The organism is Bacteroides sp. D1 (assembly GCF_000157095.2).
In the GTDB taxonomy this organism is placed as follows: Bacteria; Bacteroidota; Bacteroidia; order Bacteroidales; family Bacteroidaceae; genus Bacteroides; species Bacteroides xylanisolvens.
In genome coordinates this window covers 50,239-66,921 of sequence record NZ_JH114337.1, presented here as the reverse complement: position 1 = coordinate 66,921, position 16,683 = coordinate 50,239, and the positions used below count along the sequence as shown (strand labels likewise).

Genomic DNA, 16,683 nt, shown 5'->3' with positions numbered 1-16,683 from the left:
GAATTGTATTTATTCTACTTCATTGTAGTCAAGTACTGTTTTCTTGTTAGCCAAGATACGGTCATACTCTTCTTTTGATCCAACGATGAGCTTTTCGAACTCGCGCTGTCCGGTACCGGCAGGAATCAAGTGACCACAGATCACATTTTCCTTCATACCTTCAAGCTTATCGATCTTACCGTTGATAGCAGCTTCATTCAATACTTTCGTCGTTTCCTGGAAGGAAGCAGCCGACATAAAGCTTGATGTTTGCAAAGCAGCACGCGTGATACCTTGAAGAATCTGAGTAGAGGTAGCAGCAACAGCATCACGAACCTCAACCGGTTTCAAGTCACGACGTTTCAACATACTATTCTCATCACGCAACTTGCGGGCAGTTACAATCTGTCCAGCTTGCATATTTTGAGAATCACCAGCATCTACTACGACTTTCTTACCCCAGATACGATCATTTTCTTCCATGAATTCCAGTTTGTCTACGACTTGCTGTTCGAGGAAGCGAGTATCTCCCGGTTCATCAATTTGTACTTTGCGCATCATCTGACGAACGATAATCTCAAAGTGCTTATCATTGATCTTCACACCCTGCAAGCGGTATACATCCTGAACTTCATTCACGATATATTCCTGTACAGCTGTAGGACCCTTGATTGCCAAGATATCTGCCGGAGTAGTAGCACCGTCAGACAACGGAGTACCAGCACGTACATAGTCATTTTCCTGTACCAGAATCTGCTTAGACAGTGCAACCAGATACTTCTTAACCTCACCCGTCTTGGAAGTTACGATGATTTCACGGTTACCACGTTTGATCTTACCCATTGTCACCTCACCGTCGATTTCAGAAACGACAGCCGGATTTGACGGGTTACGAGCTTCAAACAATTCAGTAACACGAGGAAGACCACCCGTGATATCACCCGCCTTACCTACGGCACGCGGAATCTTCACGATTACTTCACCGGCTTTTACCTTCTGACCGTTCTCGATGATAACGTGACCACCTACCGGTAAGTTATAAGTACGGATCAAATCACCGTCCTCTGTTAAGATATGAGCGGTAGGAACTTTGGTTTTATCCTTGGATTCAATAATAATAATTTCACGAAGACCTGTTGCTTCATCCGATTCAACCTTATAAGTAACGTTTTCAATCACGCCCTCAAATTCGATCTTACCGGTTGCTTCTGTGATAATAACAGCATTGAACGGGTCCCACTTAGCAATCAGTTTGCCTTTTTCTACCAAGTCGCCGTCGCTTACATACAGTGTTGAACCATAAGGTACGTTATGAGTAGAAAGAACGATACCGGTATTCACATCCACAAAACGTACTTCGGCCAAACGACCTACTACCACTTTTGCAGATTCACCCATCTCGTCAACGATATCTACTGTACGCAACTCTTCAAATTCAAGACGTGCATTATTTTTAGCAACGATACTGGCGTTAGCTGCAATATTTGCAGCAGTACCACCGGCGTGGAATGTACGCAAAGTCAACTGTGTACCCGGCTCACCAATAGACTGAGCAGCGATTACACCGACAGCTTCACCCTTCTGAACCATGCGGCTCGTTGCCAGGTTACGTCCGTAACATTTAGCACAAACCCCCTTCTTAGCTTCACAAGTCAATACCGAACGGATTTCAACACTCTCGATCGGAGACTCCTGAATCTTCTTGGCTACTTCTTCTGTGATTTCTTCACCACCGGCAACAAGCAATTCACCTGTGGTAGGATGAATAATATCATGTACGGAAACACGGCCTAAGATACGTTCGTACAGAGTAGCAATAACCTCATCGTTATTCTTAAGGTCCGTACAAACCAATCCGCGGAGTGTACCGCAGTCTTCTTCTGTAATAATCACATCGTGTGATACGTCCACCAGACGACGAGTCAAATAACCAGCATCGGCAGTCTTCAAAGCGGTATCCGCCAAACCTTTACGAGCACCGTGGGTAGAGATAAAGTACTCCAACACCGAAAGTCCTTCTTTAAAGTTCGACAAAATCGGGTTCTCGATGATCTGACCACCTTCAGCACCTGCTTTCTGCGGTTTTGCCATCAAACCACGCATACCTGACAACTGACGAATCTGCTCTTTAGAACCACGGGCACCAGAGTCAAGCATCATATATACAGAGTTGAAACCCTGATCGTCCGAAGAAATAGTCTTCATCAGGATATTAGACAACTCGGAGTTCACATGTGTCCAAATATCAATTACCTGATTGTAACGTTCGTTATTGGTAATGAAACCCATGTTATAGTTGTTTACGACTTGTTCAACTTCGTCGTAACCTTTCTGTACCAAAGTTTCTTTTTCCTTCGGAATGATAATATCACCCAAGTTGAATGACAAACCACCCTTGAACGCCATCTGATAACCTAAATTCTTGATTCCATCCAGGAAGTCGGCAGCCTTAGCCACACCACATACCTTAATTACATCACTAATAATATCACGAAGAGATTTCTTAGAGATAATTGTATTGATATAACCAGCTTCAGGTGGAACGATTTCATTCACAATCACACGTCCTACTGAAGTTTCGCGCATTACGTCTACAATGTTACCATTTTCATCAACGTCTTTCACGATAACCTTCACCGGAGCATGAATATCTACCTTACCTTCATTGTAAGCGATCAACGCTTCTTCCGGTCCGTAGAATGTCAAACCTTCACCTTTTGCACCGGCACGCAACTTAGTAATATAGTACAAACCAAGAACCATATCCTGTGCAGGTACAGTAATAGGCGCACCGTTTGCCGGATTCAAGATATTATGTGATTGAAGCATCAACATTTGTGCTTCAAGAATTGCTTCATTACTCAAAGGCAAGTGAACAGCCATCTGGTCACCGTCAAAGTCGGCGTTGAATGCCGTACATGCCAACGGGTGCAACTGAATAGCTTTACCTTCGATCATTTTAGGCTGGAAAGCCTGAATACCCAAACGGTGCAAGGTCGGAGCACGGTTCAACAGTACCGGGTGTCCCTTCATTACATGTTCCAAGATATCCCAAATCACCGGCTCTTTGCGGTCTACGATTTTCTTTGCAGACTTAACAGTCTTAACGATACCACGTTCGATGAGCTTGCGAATAATAAACGGCTTGTATAATTCGGCAGCCATCAATTTAGGAATACCGCATTCACCCATCTTTAATTCCGGACCAACAACGATTACGGAACGAGCAGAGTAGTCAACACGTTTACCCAGCAAGTTCTGACGGAAGCGTCCCTGTTTACCTTTCAAACTGTCAGACAATGACTTCAACGGACGGTTGGCGTCTGTCTTCACAGCACTTGACTTACGTGAGTTATCAAACAAAGAATCGACAGATTCCTGAAGCATACGTTTTTCATTACGCAAGATTACTTCCGGAGCCTTGATTTCAATCAGTCGTTTCAAACGGTTGTTACGGATAATCACACGACGATAAAGGTCGTTCAAGTCAGATGTAGCAAAACGGCCACCATCCAGCGGAACCAACGGACGAAGTTCGGGCGGAATAACCGGTACGATACGTACGATCATCCATTCCGGTTTGTTACGTCCACGTGATGCGCGGAACGATTCTACTACCTGAAGACGTTTCAAAGCTTCATTCTTACGTTGCTGAGACGCATCGTTTCCGGCGCGGTGACGCAGTTCGTAAGACAAAGCATCCAGATCCAAACGAGCCAGCAAATCATAAATAGCTTCGGCTCCCATCTTTGCAACAAATTTATTCGGATCATTATCTTCAAGATACTGATTGTCTTTCGGAAGCGTATCCAGAATATCCAGATATTCTTCTTCAGAAAGCAAATCATATTCGGCTACGCCATCTTCAGCTTTCACACCCGGCTGAATAACAACATAACGTTCGTAGTATATAATCGAATCCAGTTTCTTTGTCGGCAATCCGAGCAAATAACCGATTTTATTAGGAAGCGAACGGAAATACCAGATGTGAGCCACCGGCACAACCAGCTGGATATGTCCCATACGTTCACGGCGCACTTTCTTTTCAGTAACTTCCACCCCACAACGGTCGCAGACGATACCTTTATAACGGATACGCTTGTATTTACCGCAATGACATTCATAATCCTTGATAGGACCAAAAATGCGCTCGCAGAACAAACCGTCACGTTCGGGTTTGTACGTACGGTAATTAATGGTTTCAGGCTTCAAAACTTCACCACTCGAATTCTCAAGGATTTCTTCCGGAGAAGCCAGACCAATTGAGATCTTCGAGAAATTACTTTTCGTCTTATTTTCTTTTCTAAAAGCCATACTCTATATAATTGAGATTTGATAATTGAATCATTGGAAATTGAAAAAAGTGCGGATGCCAACAGACCTTCATCGGTACATTGACATCTCACATTCTTTCATTATTTTATTCTAGGTTGATACTCAAACCTAAACCTCTCAACTCGTGCAACAATACGTTCAAGGATTCCGGAATACCAGGTTGTGGCATCGGTTCACCTTTCACAATTGCTTCATAAGCCTTCGAACGTCCTACCACGTCATCAGATTTGATAGTCAGGATTTCCTGCAAGATATGGGCAGCACCGAAACCTTCGAGTGCCCAAACCTCCATTTCTCCGAAACGCTGACCACCGAATTGAGCTTTACCACCAAGAGGTTGCTGAGTAATCAATGAGTACGGACCGATAGAACGAGCATGCATCTTGTCTTCAACCATGTGGCCCAACTTCAACATGTAAGTTACGCCCACAGTAGCTGCCTGGTCAAATTGCTCACCTGTACCACCATCACAAAGATAAGTCTTACAGTAGCGAGGCAATCCTGCCTTGTCTGTCCACTGATCCAGATCTTCCATGGTAGCACCGTCGAAAATAGGAGTCGCGAATTTCACGCCCAACGTTTTTCCGGCACGTCCGAGTACAGCCTCAAAAATCTGACCAATGTTCATACGAGAAGGCACACCCAACGGATTCAACACGATGTCAACCGGAGTACCATCAGCCAAGAACGGCATATCTTCCTGACGAACAACACGGGATACAATACCTTTGTTACCGTGGCGACCAGCCATCTTATCACCCACACCAATCTTACGTTTCTTAGCAATATATACTTTTGCCATCTGGATAATACCAGCAGGAAGTTCATCACCAATTGTAATAGCAAACTTCTTACGTTTCAATTCAGCATCCAGCTCTTTATATTTCTTAATGAAATTCATCACCAGATCACGAATCATACCGTTAATATGATCGTCACTTGTCCAGTTGCTCAATTGAATAGAAGTAAAGTCAAGTGAATCAAAATCAGAAGCACTGAACTTAGAACCTTTCGCAATAACTTCCGCACCCAAATAGTCTTTCACACCTTGAGAAACCTTACCTTCAGTCAAAGTCATCAGTTTCTTAACCAGGATACGTTTCAAGTCAGCTACCTTAGATTCAAATTCATCATCAATCTTAGGCAACAATGCTTTATCGGCCAGTTTAGAGCTACGATTCTTAATCACACGTGAGAAAAGTTTCTTATCAATCACCACACCTTTCAAAGAAGGAGAAGCTTTCAAAGAAGCATCTTTCACGTCACCTGCCTTATCACCGAAGATAGCCCGAAGCAGTTTTTCTTCCGGAGAAGGATCAGATTCACCCTTCGGCGTAATCTTACCAATCATGATATCACCCGGCTCGATACGAGCACCAATTCTTACGATACCGTTTTCATCCAAGTCTTTGGTAGCTTCTTCACTTACATTCGGGATATCAGAAGTCAACTCTTCCATACCACGTTTTGTTTCACGAACTTCCAGAGAATATTCCTCTACGTGAACTGAAGTCAACAAGTCTTCGCGTACCACACGTTCGTTCAATACGATAGCATCCTCATAGTTGTAACCCTTCCAAGGCATATAAGCTACCAGCAGGTTCTTACCCAATGCCAATTCACCCTTTTCAGTAGAATAACCTTCAGTCAAGATATCACCTTTCTTCACACGCTGGCCCTTGTCACAAATCGGACGCAAGTCAATCGTCATGTTCTGGTTAGTCTTACGGAACTTAGGTATTCTATATTCCTTCAAAGCAGGTTCGAAACTTACAAATTCTTCGTCTTCCGTACGGTCATACAAAATACGGATAGTAGTAGCATCCACATAGTCAACCACACCATCGCCTTCTGCGGTAATCTGGGTACGAGAGTCTCTTACCAGCTGACGTTCGATACCTGTACCTACGATTGGAGCTTCACTTCTCAACAAAGGAACCGCCTGGCGCATCATGTTCGATCCCATCAATGCACGGTTAGCATCATCATGTTCCAAGAATGGAATCAAAGAAGCTGCAATAGATGCAATCTGCTGAGGAGCAACGTCCATCAAGTCAACTTCAGATGGTTCAACAACCGGGAAATCTGCATCTTGACGAGACTTAACTCTATTAAGTACGAATGTACCATCGTCATTCAACGGAGCATTTCCCTGCGCAATAACCTTTTCTTCCTCTTCTTCAGCAGTCAGATAAATCAGACCGTTATCAGAAAGATCCACTTTCCCATTTTCCACCTTGCGGTAGGGAGTTTCAATGAATCCTAGCTCATTAATCTTAGCAAATACACACAATGAAGAAATCAAACCGATGTTCGGACCTTCAGGAGTCTCAATCGGACAAAGACGACCATAGTGTGTATAGTGAACGTCACGAACCTCAAATCCGGCACGTTCACGGGAAAGACCACCAGGACCAAGGGCAGACATACGACGTTTGTGCGTAATTTCAGCCAGCGGGTTTGTCTGGTCCATGAACTGCGACAACGCGTTCGTTCCGAAGAATGAGTTGATTACTGAAGAAATAGTCTTCGCATTAATCAAATCAATCGGAGTAAACACTTCATTGTCACGAACGTTCATACGTTCACGAATCGTACGAGACATACGTGCCAGCCCCACAGCAAACTGATTAGAAAGCTGTTCACCAACAGTACGTACACGACGGTTACTCAAGTGGTCAATATCATCCACATCTGCTTTTGAGTTAATCAACTCAATCAGATATTTGATGATTTCAATAATATCTTCCTTCGTGAGGACACGCACGTCCATATCAGTCGTCAGATTCAACTTTTTGTTGATTCTGTAACGGCCTACATCACCAAGGTCATATCGTTTTTCTGAGAAGAACAAGTTGTTGATAACCTCCCTTGCACTTGCGTCATCAGCCGGATCGGCATTACGCAACTGACGGTAGATATACAACACAGCTTCTTTTTCCGAGTTACTCGGGTCCTTCTGCAACGTATTATATATGATAGAGAAATCGGACTGATTCGGTTCATCCTTATGCAAAAGGATGTTCTGAACTCCCGACTCCAAAATTTCATCAATATGCTCCTCTTCCAGTACGGTTTCACGGTCGATAATAACTTCGTTACGTTCAATAGAAACCACTTCACCGGTATCTTCATCAACGAAATCTTCAATCCATGTTTTCAAGACACGTGCAGCCAGTTTACGGCCTAACACCTTCTTCAGATTTGTCTTGTTTACCTTCACATCTTCTGCAAGATCGAAAATCTCAAGAATATCTTTGTCATTCTCGAAGCCAATTGCACGCAACAATGTAGTCACCGGCAATTTCTTCTTACGGTCGATGTATGCGTACATCACATTATTGATGTCAGTAGCAAACTCAATCCACGAACCCTTAAACGGAATAATACGAGCCGAATAAAGTTTCGTACCATTGGCATGTACACTCTGACCGAAGAACACACCCGGAGAACGGTGAAGCTGTGACACAACTACGCGTTCGGCACCGTTAATGACGAAAGTAGCCTTATCAGTCATATAAGGAATCGGGCCGAGGAATACGTCCTGAATCACTGTATCAAAATCCTCATGATCGGGGTCCGTACAGTAAAGCTTAAGTTTCGCTTTTAAGGGAACACTATAAGTAAGCCCACGCTCTATACAATCATCAATGGTATAACGCGGCGGATCAATATAATAGTCCAGAAACTCAAGAACAAAATTGTTTCTTGTATCGGCAATAGGGAAGTTTTCAGCAAATACTTTATACAATCCCTCATTCTTACGCTTTTCAGGTGGGGTATCTAATTGTAGAAAGTCTTGGAATGACTTCAATTGTACTTCCAGGAAATCCGGGTATTCTAGCGGATTCTTAGTCGAAGCAAAATTAACTCTTTGATTTACAGTATTTGAAGACATCTGTCAATGAATTTGGAGAACTTAATTTGAAATATATACACAAAAAGGTTAAGAATCCTCTTGTGAAGGATTCCTAACCGAATTACCTGATTACCAGGCCAATGTTATTTAAGTTCAACTTCAGCTCCAGCTTCTTCCAATGTTTTCTTCAATGATTCTGCTTCGTCTTTAGCCAAACCTTCTTTTACTGTGCTAGGAGCACCGTCTACCAAGTCTTTAGCTTCTTTCAAACCAAGACCACAAGCTTCCTTAACGGCCTTAACTACTTGAAGTTTAGCTGCACCAGCGCTCTTCAATACTACGTCGAAAGAAGTTTTTTCTTCTGCGGCAGCAGCACCAGCTGCAGGACCAGCAGCAACAGCTACAGCTGCAGCAGCAGGTTCAATACCGTATTCTTCTTTAAGGATAGTTGCAAGTTCATTAACTTCTTTTACTGTCAAGTTAACTAATTGTTCTGCAAAAGCTTTCAAATCTGCCATTTTTTGTATGATTTTAATTGTTTAAATACTTTGTTGATTTTTGAAAATTATTCGGGACGTTCACCAAGAGTCTTGAGAACTCCGTGAAGGGTGTTACCACCTGATTGAAGAGCAGAAATAACATTCTTGGCCGGAGATTGCAACAGGGCAACGATATCGGCGATAACTTCATTCTTACTCTTGATTGAAACGAGAGCATCCAATTGATCAGCACCAATGTAGAAGCTTTCTTCTGCATATGCAGCTTTCAGTCCGGGAATACCGTCTTTCGCTTTGTCTTTGATTAACTTAGCAGGAACGTTTGCAGTATTGCTAAACATAACAGCAGTAGTACCTTTCAAAGAACCGTAAAGAGGTGAGAAGTCTTCTTCCAAGCTTTCAAGTGCTTTGTGAAGCAGCGTGTTTTTAACCAACATCAATTTGATGTCTGATTTAAAACAATCTCTTCTCAATGCACTGGTAGCAGCAGCGTTCATAGCTGTAACGTCTACCAAGTAGAAGTGACCATATTCCTTTACTGTAGCAGCAATTTGCTCTATAATCGTACTTTTATCTTCCTTTCTCATTATTTCTCTGTTTTATTAGATTTCATCCACTGATTTCGGGTCGATTTTAATACCCGCACTCATTGTACTAGAAAGATAAATACTCTTAATATATGTACCCTTTGCTGCGGTCGGTTTCAGTTTGTTCAGAGTAGAGATGAACTCTTTCGCGTTGTCGCGAATCTGATCAGGACTGAATGATACCTTACCGATAGAAGTGTGAACGATACCGCTCTTATCAACTTTAAAGTCAATCTTACCTTGTTTTACTTCTTTTACAGCCTTAGCAACATCCATAGTTACAGTACCACTCTTAGGGTTCGGCATCAATCCACGAGGACCGAGAACACGACCGAGCGCACCAATTTTACCCATGATAGATGGCATAGTGATGATTACATCAATATCAGTCCATCCACCTTTGATCTTTTCAATATATTCGTCAAGACCAACGTAGTCAGCACCAGCTTCTTTTGCAGCAGCTTCAGCATCCGGTGTACAAAGTACCAATACACGTACTTCTTTACCAGTACCATGAGGAAGTGAAACAACACCTCTCACCATCTGGTTAGCTTTACGTGGATCAACACCTAAACGTACATCAATATCCAGTGAAGCATCAAACTTAGTAAAAGTGATTTCTTTTACCAAAGATGCAGCTTCTTTCAGTGAGTATGCTTTCCCTGCTTCAATCTTTTCTGCAGCTAACTTTTGATTTTTTGTCAGTTTACCCATTACAATTGAAGTTTATTAATTATTAACCGGGAACTCCCCTTTTACAGCGATACCCATACTTCTAGCTGTACCTGCAACCATTCTCATGGCAGCTTCCACAGTAAAACAGTTTAAGTCAACCATTTTGTCCTGAGCAATCGTACGAACCTGTTCCCAAGTAAGCTCGGCAACTTTCTTACGGTTAGGCTCAGCAGAACCACTCTTTACCTTAGCTACTTCAAGTAATTGAATAGCAACGGGAGGAGTCTTGATTACAAAATCGAAAGACTTATCTGCGTAGTAAGTAATGATAACAGGTAAAATCTTACCTGCTTTGTCTTGGGTTCTGGCATTGAATTGCTTGCAAAATTCCATGATATTGATACCCTTAGAACCCAAAGCAGGTCCAACGGGAGGTGATGGATTTGCAGCGCCTCCTTTAATCTGTAACTTGATTAGTCCAGCAACTTCTTTAGCCATTTTTTTATTGATTTATATATAAACATTAAACGAAGAACAACAACAGCGTAACAATTCCGCGTTATTCCTTTTCCACTTGCATAAAGCCCAATTCAAGCGGTGTTTTGCGCCCGAATATCTTCACCATGACCTTTAGTTTCTTTTTTTCACTATTCACTTCTTCAATGATGCCACTGAATCCGCTGAAAGGTCCAAAAGTAACTTTTACAGTTTCTCCCACTACGTACGGAATATTGAGTTCTTCACCCGTTTCCTGCAGTTCGTCCACTGTACCAAGTATACGATTCACTTCTGATTGTCTGAGAGGCACCGGTTTTTCGGAGCCGCCTAAAAAGCCTATCACATTCGGAGTATTGCGCAGGTGATGAGCGACCTCACCAACCAAAGCAGCCTCCACTAAAACGTAGCCAGGAAGATAACTTCTTTCCTTCACAATTTTTTTACCATTGCGAACCTGGTAAACTTTTTCAGTAGGAATCAATACCTGAGATACATATTCACCAAGGTCGCTGTTCTTAAGATCAGCTTCAAGATATTCCTTAACCTTAGCTTCTTTACCACTAATAGCACGTAGAACGTACCATTTCTTTTCAATCTCAGCCATTTTCAATTCCTAATTTTTTAATGTGGATAAACGATTTTTTCCATGAAGTTCTGGAAACAGACATCCATACCCCATACTACCAATGCAATAAGCAGGGAAGCATATAAAACAACTACTGCACTGTTAGCAAGTTCAGAATACGTAGGCCACGATACTTTATGTACAAGTTCGTCGTAAGATTCTTTAATATAAGCTATTACCTTTTTCATTTCAATAATATTAGCACGGGAGGAGAGGCTCGAACTCCCGACACCCGGTTTTGGAGACCGGTGCTCTACCAACTGAGCTACTCCCGTGTGTACATAATCAGTTCCCGATGGAAAACCGGGAACTGATTAATTATTGTGTATTAGTCGATAATTTCAGTAATCTGACCAGCACCTACCGTACGTCCACCTTCGCGGATAGCGAAACGAAGACCCGGGTTCAATGCTACTGGGTAGATCAACTCAACTGTAATAGTTACGTTATCACCCGGCATTACCATTTCTGTTCCTTCCGGCAAAGTGATTTCACCTGTACAGTCCATAGTACGCAAGTAGAACTGAGGACGGTATTTGTTGTGGAACGGAGTGTGACGACCACCTTCTTCTTTCTTCAAGATATAAACCTCAGCTTTGAATTTAGAGTGCGGTTTAATCTGACCTGGTTTACAAAGAACCATACCACGTTTGATTTCGTTCTTGTCAATACCACGAAGCAAAAGACCTACGTTGTCACCAGCTTCACCTTGATCCAACAGTTTACGGAACATTTCAACACCAGTTACAACTGATTTCTTATCTTCACCTAAACCAAGGATTTCGATTTCATCACCAACGTGGATAACACCAGTTTCGATACGACCTGTTGCTACAGTACCACGACCTGTGATAGAGAACACGTCTTCAACCGGCATCAAGAATGGTTTATCAACATCGCGCGGAGGCAGTGGAATCCAGTTATCAACTGCATCCATCAGTTCCATAACTTTATCTTCCCATTTTTCAACACCGTTCAATGCGCCAAGAGCAGAACCACGGATGATAGGAGTATTGTCACCATCGAAATCATAGAATGAAAGAAGTTCTCTCATTTCCATTTCAACGAGTTCCAACATTTCTTCGTCGTCTACCATATCGCACTTGTTCAAGAATACAACCAGACGAGGTACGTTTACCTGACGAGCCAACAGGATGTGTTCGCGAGTTTGAGGCATCGGACCATCAGTTGCAGCACAAACGATGATAGCACCGTCCATCTGAGCAGCACCAGTTACCATGTTCTTTACGTAGTCGGCGTGACCCGGACAGTCTACGTGTGCATAGTGACGGTTAGCTGTTTGATATTCAACGTGAGAAGTATTGATAGTAATACCTCTTTCTTTTTCTTCAGGAGCGTTGTCGATAGAATCGAAAGAACGCAATTCTGAAAGACCTTTCTTTGCCAACACAGTAGTGATAGCAGCTGTCAACGTTGTCTTACCGTGGTCTACGTGACCGATTGTACCAATGTTTACGTGCGGTTTGGTACGTTCAAATTTCTCTTTAGCCATAGCTTTACTTGTTATTTATTTGATTAATAATCAGCATTTACATCCTTTATGAGCTGTTACCGGGATTTGAACCCGGGACCTCTTCCTTACCAAGGAAGTGCTCTACCACTGAGCTATAACAGCAAGAAAAGAGAGCGGAAGACGGGGCTCAAACCCGCGACCCTCAGCTTGGAAGGCTAATGCTCTATCAACTGAGCTACTTCCGCATTCTTGCCAAAGTTGTCACTCTGATTGTGGGCAAAGATGGATTCGAACCACCGAAGGCGTAAGCCAGCAGATTTACAGTCTGCCCCATTTGGCCACTCTGGTATTTGCCCTTTTCAAAATCAAGAAATAAAAGAACTATTTTCAAACAATATGATAAAGACAGATGTTCTATCTTTGTTCTTCGGTTTCTTTTTGAGCCTCTTGTCGGATTCGAACCAACGACCCCGAGATTACAAATCACGTGCTCTGGCCAACTGAGCTAAAGAGGCAAACTTACTAAAAAAAGCAACCGTCACGTTCTAACGCGAGCGAAACGGCTGCAAATTTAGTTATTTATTTCTTTCCCGCAAAATATTTGGGATTTTTTTATTTGCTACGTTGCTTTTCCTTGTATTTAACCAGCTGTTTTCCGAGTGCTTCCACATCTAAATCAATTGCTTCTTCAAATGTATCGCATACTTTGCTTGCATAAAACTCTCCATTGGGGATCAATATTTTAATGCCCGCTTCCTTGTTTTCAGCAACTTCTGGTTTAACTACCTTTAATGACACCTCTACTTTCTTTATATCTTCGTAATATTTTTCCAACTTGGACACTTTCTTCTGAATAAATGCCTGCAATTGCTCTGACGCATCAAAGTGAATTGATTGAATTCTAACATCCATACTTACCTCCTTTTTTTAAGCTCTTGGATGAGCTTGTTTATACACTTTTTTAAGTTCTTCAAATGTGGCATGTGTGTAGATCTCGGTAGTTGTTATACTCTCGTGACCCAAAAGTTCTTTTACCGCTCCCAGTTCTGCTTCATTGTTCAGCATTGTGGTAGCAAAAGTATGCCTCAACACGTGAGGGCTCTTTTTCTTCAACGTCGCCACCTTTGACAGGTTCCGTTTCACTAAATTATAGACTAGATTCTTATAAAGCCGTTCACCGTTCTCTCTAATAAAGAAAGCTTCCGACCTTTCCGGAATCGTTTCGTTTCTTACATTAATATATTCAAGCATCAACTCCTGCAGTTCGTCACCGAACGGAATCAGCCGTTGCTTGTTTCTTTTCCCGGTCACTTTCAGAAGAGAAGCCGAAAAATCCACATCCTTATTATCCAGACCTATCAATTCCGAAAGCCTCATGCCGGTAGCATAAAACATTTCAATAATCAACCGATCCCGACAGCCTTTAAACCCTTCGCCAAAGTCCGTTTCATCCAATAACCGATTCATTTCGTTCTCTTTTAAGAACACAGGCAACGGTTTTTTGTTTTTAGGTCCTTTTATTTTACGCAAAGGATCTATAGTCGTTTCTCCCTGCCTCAAGAGATACTTGTAAAACGTTCGGAGCGAACTTAGCTTACGATTTACAGAAGTTGAGGTATACCCTTTATCCATCAATGAAACAATCCATTCACGAATCAGTTCCGCCTCGACTTCTAACGGATTAAATTTTCCATACTCTTCCTGAGCAAACTCCTGCAGTTGCTTTATATCTTCACCGTACGCAAGAACGGTTTTTTCAGAATAGTTCCGCTCATACTGGAGATAATCAAGAAAAGATTCTATCAACATAATATCGCTACATCTAAAATCGTGCAACGAATGTATGAAAAGAATTCAATAATTCAAAGGAAATTACGAATTATTAATCTTCTACTTGCTGAAGTTGTTGTACGTAAACTGCGCGTTCTTTCTTAAGTCTTTTAGTTACAGACGGTTTATCAAACTGTTGTCTGCTTCTCAACTCTTTTACAATGCCAGTCTTTTCAAATTTTCTTTTGAACTTCTTCAGCGCTTTTTCAATGTTTTCGCCTTCTTTTACAGGTACTACAATCATTTTGTTACTATTAATATGTTATGATTAAAAAATTCCGCAGTCAAATTGCGCCGCAAAATTACACATACTTTCTTTATTCACAAAACTTTCGGCAAATATTTCTCAAAAACTATTCATAAACAAGTTATTAAATGCAGAAAGTTAGTACCTTTGAAACACTTACATGTCTATAATAATATAATAAAGTATGAAACAGAGCATAAAAGAGCGAGTGCATGCACTGCGCATGACCTTTCATCCCAATTCTATCAAAGCGTTCATTATTCCCAGCACCGACCCTCATCTTAGTGAATATGTGGCTCCCCACTGGATGTCACGGGAGTGGATTTCCGGTTTTACTGGTTCTGCCGGAACAGCGGTTATCCTGATGGATAAAGCAGGATTATGGACCGACTCGCGTTATTTTCTGCAAGCTACGAAAGAATTGGAGGGCAGCGGCATTACCTTATATAAAGAGATGTTGCCGGAGACTCCCAGTATTACAGAATTTCTCTGCCAACACTTAAAACCTGGAGAATCTGTAAGTATCGACGGGAAAATGTTTTCTGTGCAACAGGTCGAACAGATGAAAGAAGAACTGGCGGCACATCAGTTACAGGTCGACATATTTGGAGATCCATTGAGTAGCATTTGGAAAGACCGGCCCGCCATGCCTGATTCTCCTGCCTTTATTTATGATATCAAATATGCAGGAAAAAGCTGTGAAGAGAAAATATCCGCCATCCGTACGGAGTTGAAAAAGAAAGGTGTCTATGCTTTATTCATATCCGCACTCGACGAGATCGCATGGACTCTCAATTTGCGAGGAAACGATGTACATTGCAATCCGGTCATAGTAAGTTACCTGTTAATCACACAGGATGAAGTGACTTATTTTATTTCACCGGAGAAAGTGACGGCAGAGGTAGAGACTTATCTAAAGGAACGGCAGATTGGAATACAGAAGTATGATGAGGTAGAGACATTCCTGAATTCTTTTCCGGGAAAAAACATTCTGATTGATCCACGAAAAACGAATTATTCTATCTATTCGTCTATTAATCCGCAATGTTCTATTCTTCGTGGCGAGTCGCCTGTCGCATTATTGAAAGCGATTCGCAATGAGCAGGAGGTCGCCGGCATCCACGCTGCCATGCAACGGGATGGAGTAGCACTCGTCAAATTCCTCAAATGGCTGGAAGAATCCGTATCTACCGGAAAAGAGACAGAATTAAGTATAGATAAAAAGTTGCATGAGTTTAGGGCTGCACAGCCTCTCTACATGGGGGAAAGTTTCGACACGATTGCAGGATATAAAGAACATGGGGCAATCGTACATTATTCAGCTACCCCGGAAAGTGACGTGACTCTTCAGCCCAGAGGGTTCTTACTCTTAGATTCAGGAGCCCAATATCTGGACGGAACCACTGACATCACCCGAACCATTGCCTTAGGCGAACTTACAGAAGAAGAAAAAACGGATTATACCCTTATATTAAAAGGACACATCGCGTTGGCTATGGCCAAATTCCCTGCCGGAACCCGTGGAGCCCAGCTCGATGTACTAGCCCGTATGCCTATCTGGAACCACAGGATGAATTTTCTTCATGGCACAGGACATGGTGTCGGACATTTCCTGAGTGTACACGAAGGTCCGCAAAGTATTCGTATGAATGAGAACCCTGTCATTTTGCAGCCCGGTATGGTTACGTCCAATGAACCTGGTGTTTATAAAGCAGGCAGTCACGGGATACGTACGGAGAACCTGACGTTGGTTTGCAAAGATGGAGAGGGAATGTTTGGAGAATATTTTAAGTTTGAAACTATCACTTTATGCCCAATCTGCAAAAAAGGGATCATCAAGGAGATGCTGACAAATGAAGAAATTGAATGGTTAAACAATTACCATCAGACTGTCTACGAGAAGTTGTCACCGGATCTTAACGAAGAAGAAAAAGTTTGGTTACAAGAGGCAACTGCTTCCCTTTAAACAGAACTTGTCTGAGACCCGGGTGTCAAGCATACTGAGACCCGGGTGTCAGACTGCTCAAGACCCGGGTCTCATACATCACGACACCCGGGTGTCGTACAACATAGAACT

At 42.3% G+C, this 16,683-nt stretch carries 13 protein-coding genes and 5 tRNA genes; 1 reads left to right on the top strand and 17 read right to left on the bottom strand.

The window, feature by feature from the left end; genetic code table 11:
- Positions 1-9: 9 nt before the first annotated feature.
- The 17 genes from rpoC to rpsU all read right to left on the bottom strand — a co-directional run bounded on the left by rpoC (position 10) and on the right by rpsU (position 14,603).
- Positions 10-4,293 carry a DNA-directed RNA polymerase subunit beta' gene (gene rpoC / locus BSAG_RS15195; protein WP_004310891.1) on the bottom strand — a complete coding sequence of 1,428 codons (4,284 nt, stop codon included), beginning with the start codon at positions 4,291-4,293 and terminating at the stop codon, positions 10-12.
- Between the two features lie 106 nt (positions 4,294-4,399).
- The gene (gene rpoB, locus BSAG_RS15200) at positions 4,400-8,212 is read right to left on the bottom strand and encodes a DNA-directed RNA polymerase subunit beta (protein WP_004310892.1); all 3,813 of its coding nucleotides are present in this window, start codon (positions 8,210-8,212) and stop codon (positions 4,400-4,402) included.
- A 104-nt stretch (positions 8,213-8,316) separates the two neighbouring features.
- Positions 8,317-8,691, bottom strand: coding sequence for a 50S ribosomal protein L7/L12 (gene rplL / locus BSAG_RS15205; RefSeq protein ID WP_004296358.1), 375 nt, complete (start codon positions 8,689-8,691; stop codon positions 8,317-8,319).
- 47 nt (positions 8,692-8,738) lie between these two features.
- Positions 8,739-9,257, bottom strand: coding sequence for a 50S ribosomal protein L10 (gene rplJ / locus BSAG_RS15210; RefSeq protein ID WP_004310893.1), 519 nt, complete (start codon positions 9,255-9,257; stop codon positions 8,739-8,741).
- Positions 9,258-9,272: 15 nt separating this feature from the next.
- Positions 9,273-9,971 (bottom strand): 50S ribosomal protein L1, encoded by a 699-nt coding sequence (rplA, locus tag BSAG_RS15215; protein WP_004310894.1) that lies wholly within the window; start codon positions 9,969-9,971, stop codon positions 9,273-9,275.
- A 15-nt stretch (positions 9,972-9,986) separates the two neighbouring features.
- Positions 9,987-10,430 (bottom strand): 50S ribosomal protein L11, encoded by a 444-nt coding sequence (rplK, locus tag BSAG_RS15220; RefSeq protein ID WP_004296361.1) that lies wholly within the window; start codon positions 10,428-10,430, stop codon positions 9,987-9,989.
- Between the two features lie 61 nt (positions 10,431-10,491).
- Positions 10,492-11,034, bottom strand: coding sequence for a transcription termination/antitermination protein NusG (nusG, locus tag BSAG_RS15225; RefSeq protein ID WP_004296362.1), 543 nt, complete (start codon positions 11,032-11,034; stop codon positions 10,492-10,494).
- A gap of 17 nt (positions 11,035-11,051) precedes the next feature.
- Positions 11,052-11,243: a preprotein translocase subunit SecE gene (gene secE / locus BSAG_RS15230; RefSeq protein ID WP_004296363.1), complete on the bottom strand. Its 192-nt coding sequence runs from the start codon at positions 11,241-11,243 to the stop codon at positions 11,052-11,054.
- A 14-nt stretch (positions 11,244-11,257) separates the two neighbouring features.
- Positions 11,258-11,330, bottom strand: a tRNA-Trp gene (locus BSAG_RS15235).
- A gap of 53 nt (positions 11,331-11,383) precedes the next feature.
- Positions 11,384-12,568, bottom strand: a complete 1,185-nt coding sequence (gene tuf / locus BSAG_RS15240) for an elongation factor Tu (protein WP_004307553.1) — start codon at positions 12,566-12,568, stop codon at positions 11,384-11,386.
- A gap of 51 nt (positions 12,569-12,619) precedes the next feature.
- Positions 12,620-12,691: transfer RNA gene (locus tag BSAG_RS15245), tRNA-Thr, on the bottom strand.
- A 10-nt stretch (positions 12,692-12,701) separates the two neighbouring features.
- A tRNA-Gly gene (locus BSAG_RS15250) sits at positions 12,702-12,774 on the bottom strand.
- A gap of 28 nt (positions 12,775-12,802) precedes the next feature.
- A tRNA-Tyr gene (locus tag BSAG_RS15255) sits at positions 12,803-12,885 on the bottom strand.
- An 85-nt stretch (positions 12,886-12,970) separates the two neighbouring features.
- Positions 12,971-13,044 (bottom strand) — tRNA-Thr (locus BSAG_RS15260).
- Positions 13,045-13,141: 97 nt separating this feature from the next.
- On the bottom strand, positions 13,142-13,441 hold the full coding sequence (gene hpf / locus BSAG_RS15265; protein WP_004310895.1) for a ribosome hibernation-promoting factor, HPF/YfiA family: 300 nt from the start codon (positions 13,439-13,441) through the stop codon (positions 13,142-13,144).
- Positions 13,442-13,456: 15 nt separating this feature from the next.
- A complete protein-coding gene (xerC, locus tag BSAG_RS15270) occupies positions 13,457-14,338 on the bottom strand; it encodes a tyrosine recombinase XerC (protein ID WP_004313453.1) in 882 nt (293 codons plus the stop codon).
- Positions 14,339-14,411: 73 nt separating this feature from the next.
- On the bottom strand, positions 14,412-14,603 hold the full coding sequence (rpsU, locus tag BSAG_RS15275) for a 30S ribosomal protein S21 (RefSeq protein WP_002558090.1): 192 nt from the start codon (positions 14,601-14,603) through the stop codon (positions 14,412-14,414).
- Between the two features lie 187 nt (positions 14,604-14,790).
- Between rpsU and BSAG_RS15280 the strand changes: the two genes are divergently transcribed.
- Positions 14,791-16,572: an aminopeptidase P family protein gene (locus tag BSAG_RS15280; RefSeq protein ID WP_004313452.1), complete on the top strand. Its 1,782-nt coding sequence runs from the start codon at positions 14,791-14,793 to the stop codon at positions 16,570-16,572.
- Positions 16,573-16,683 lie beyond the last annotated feature (111 nt).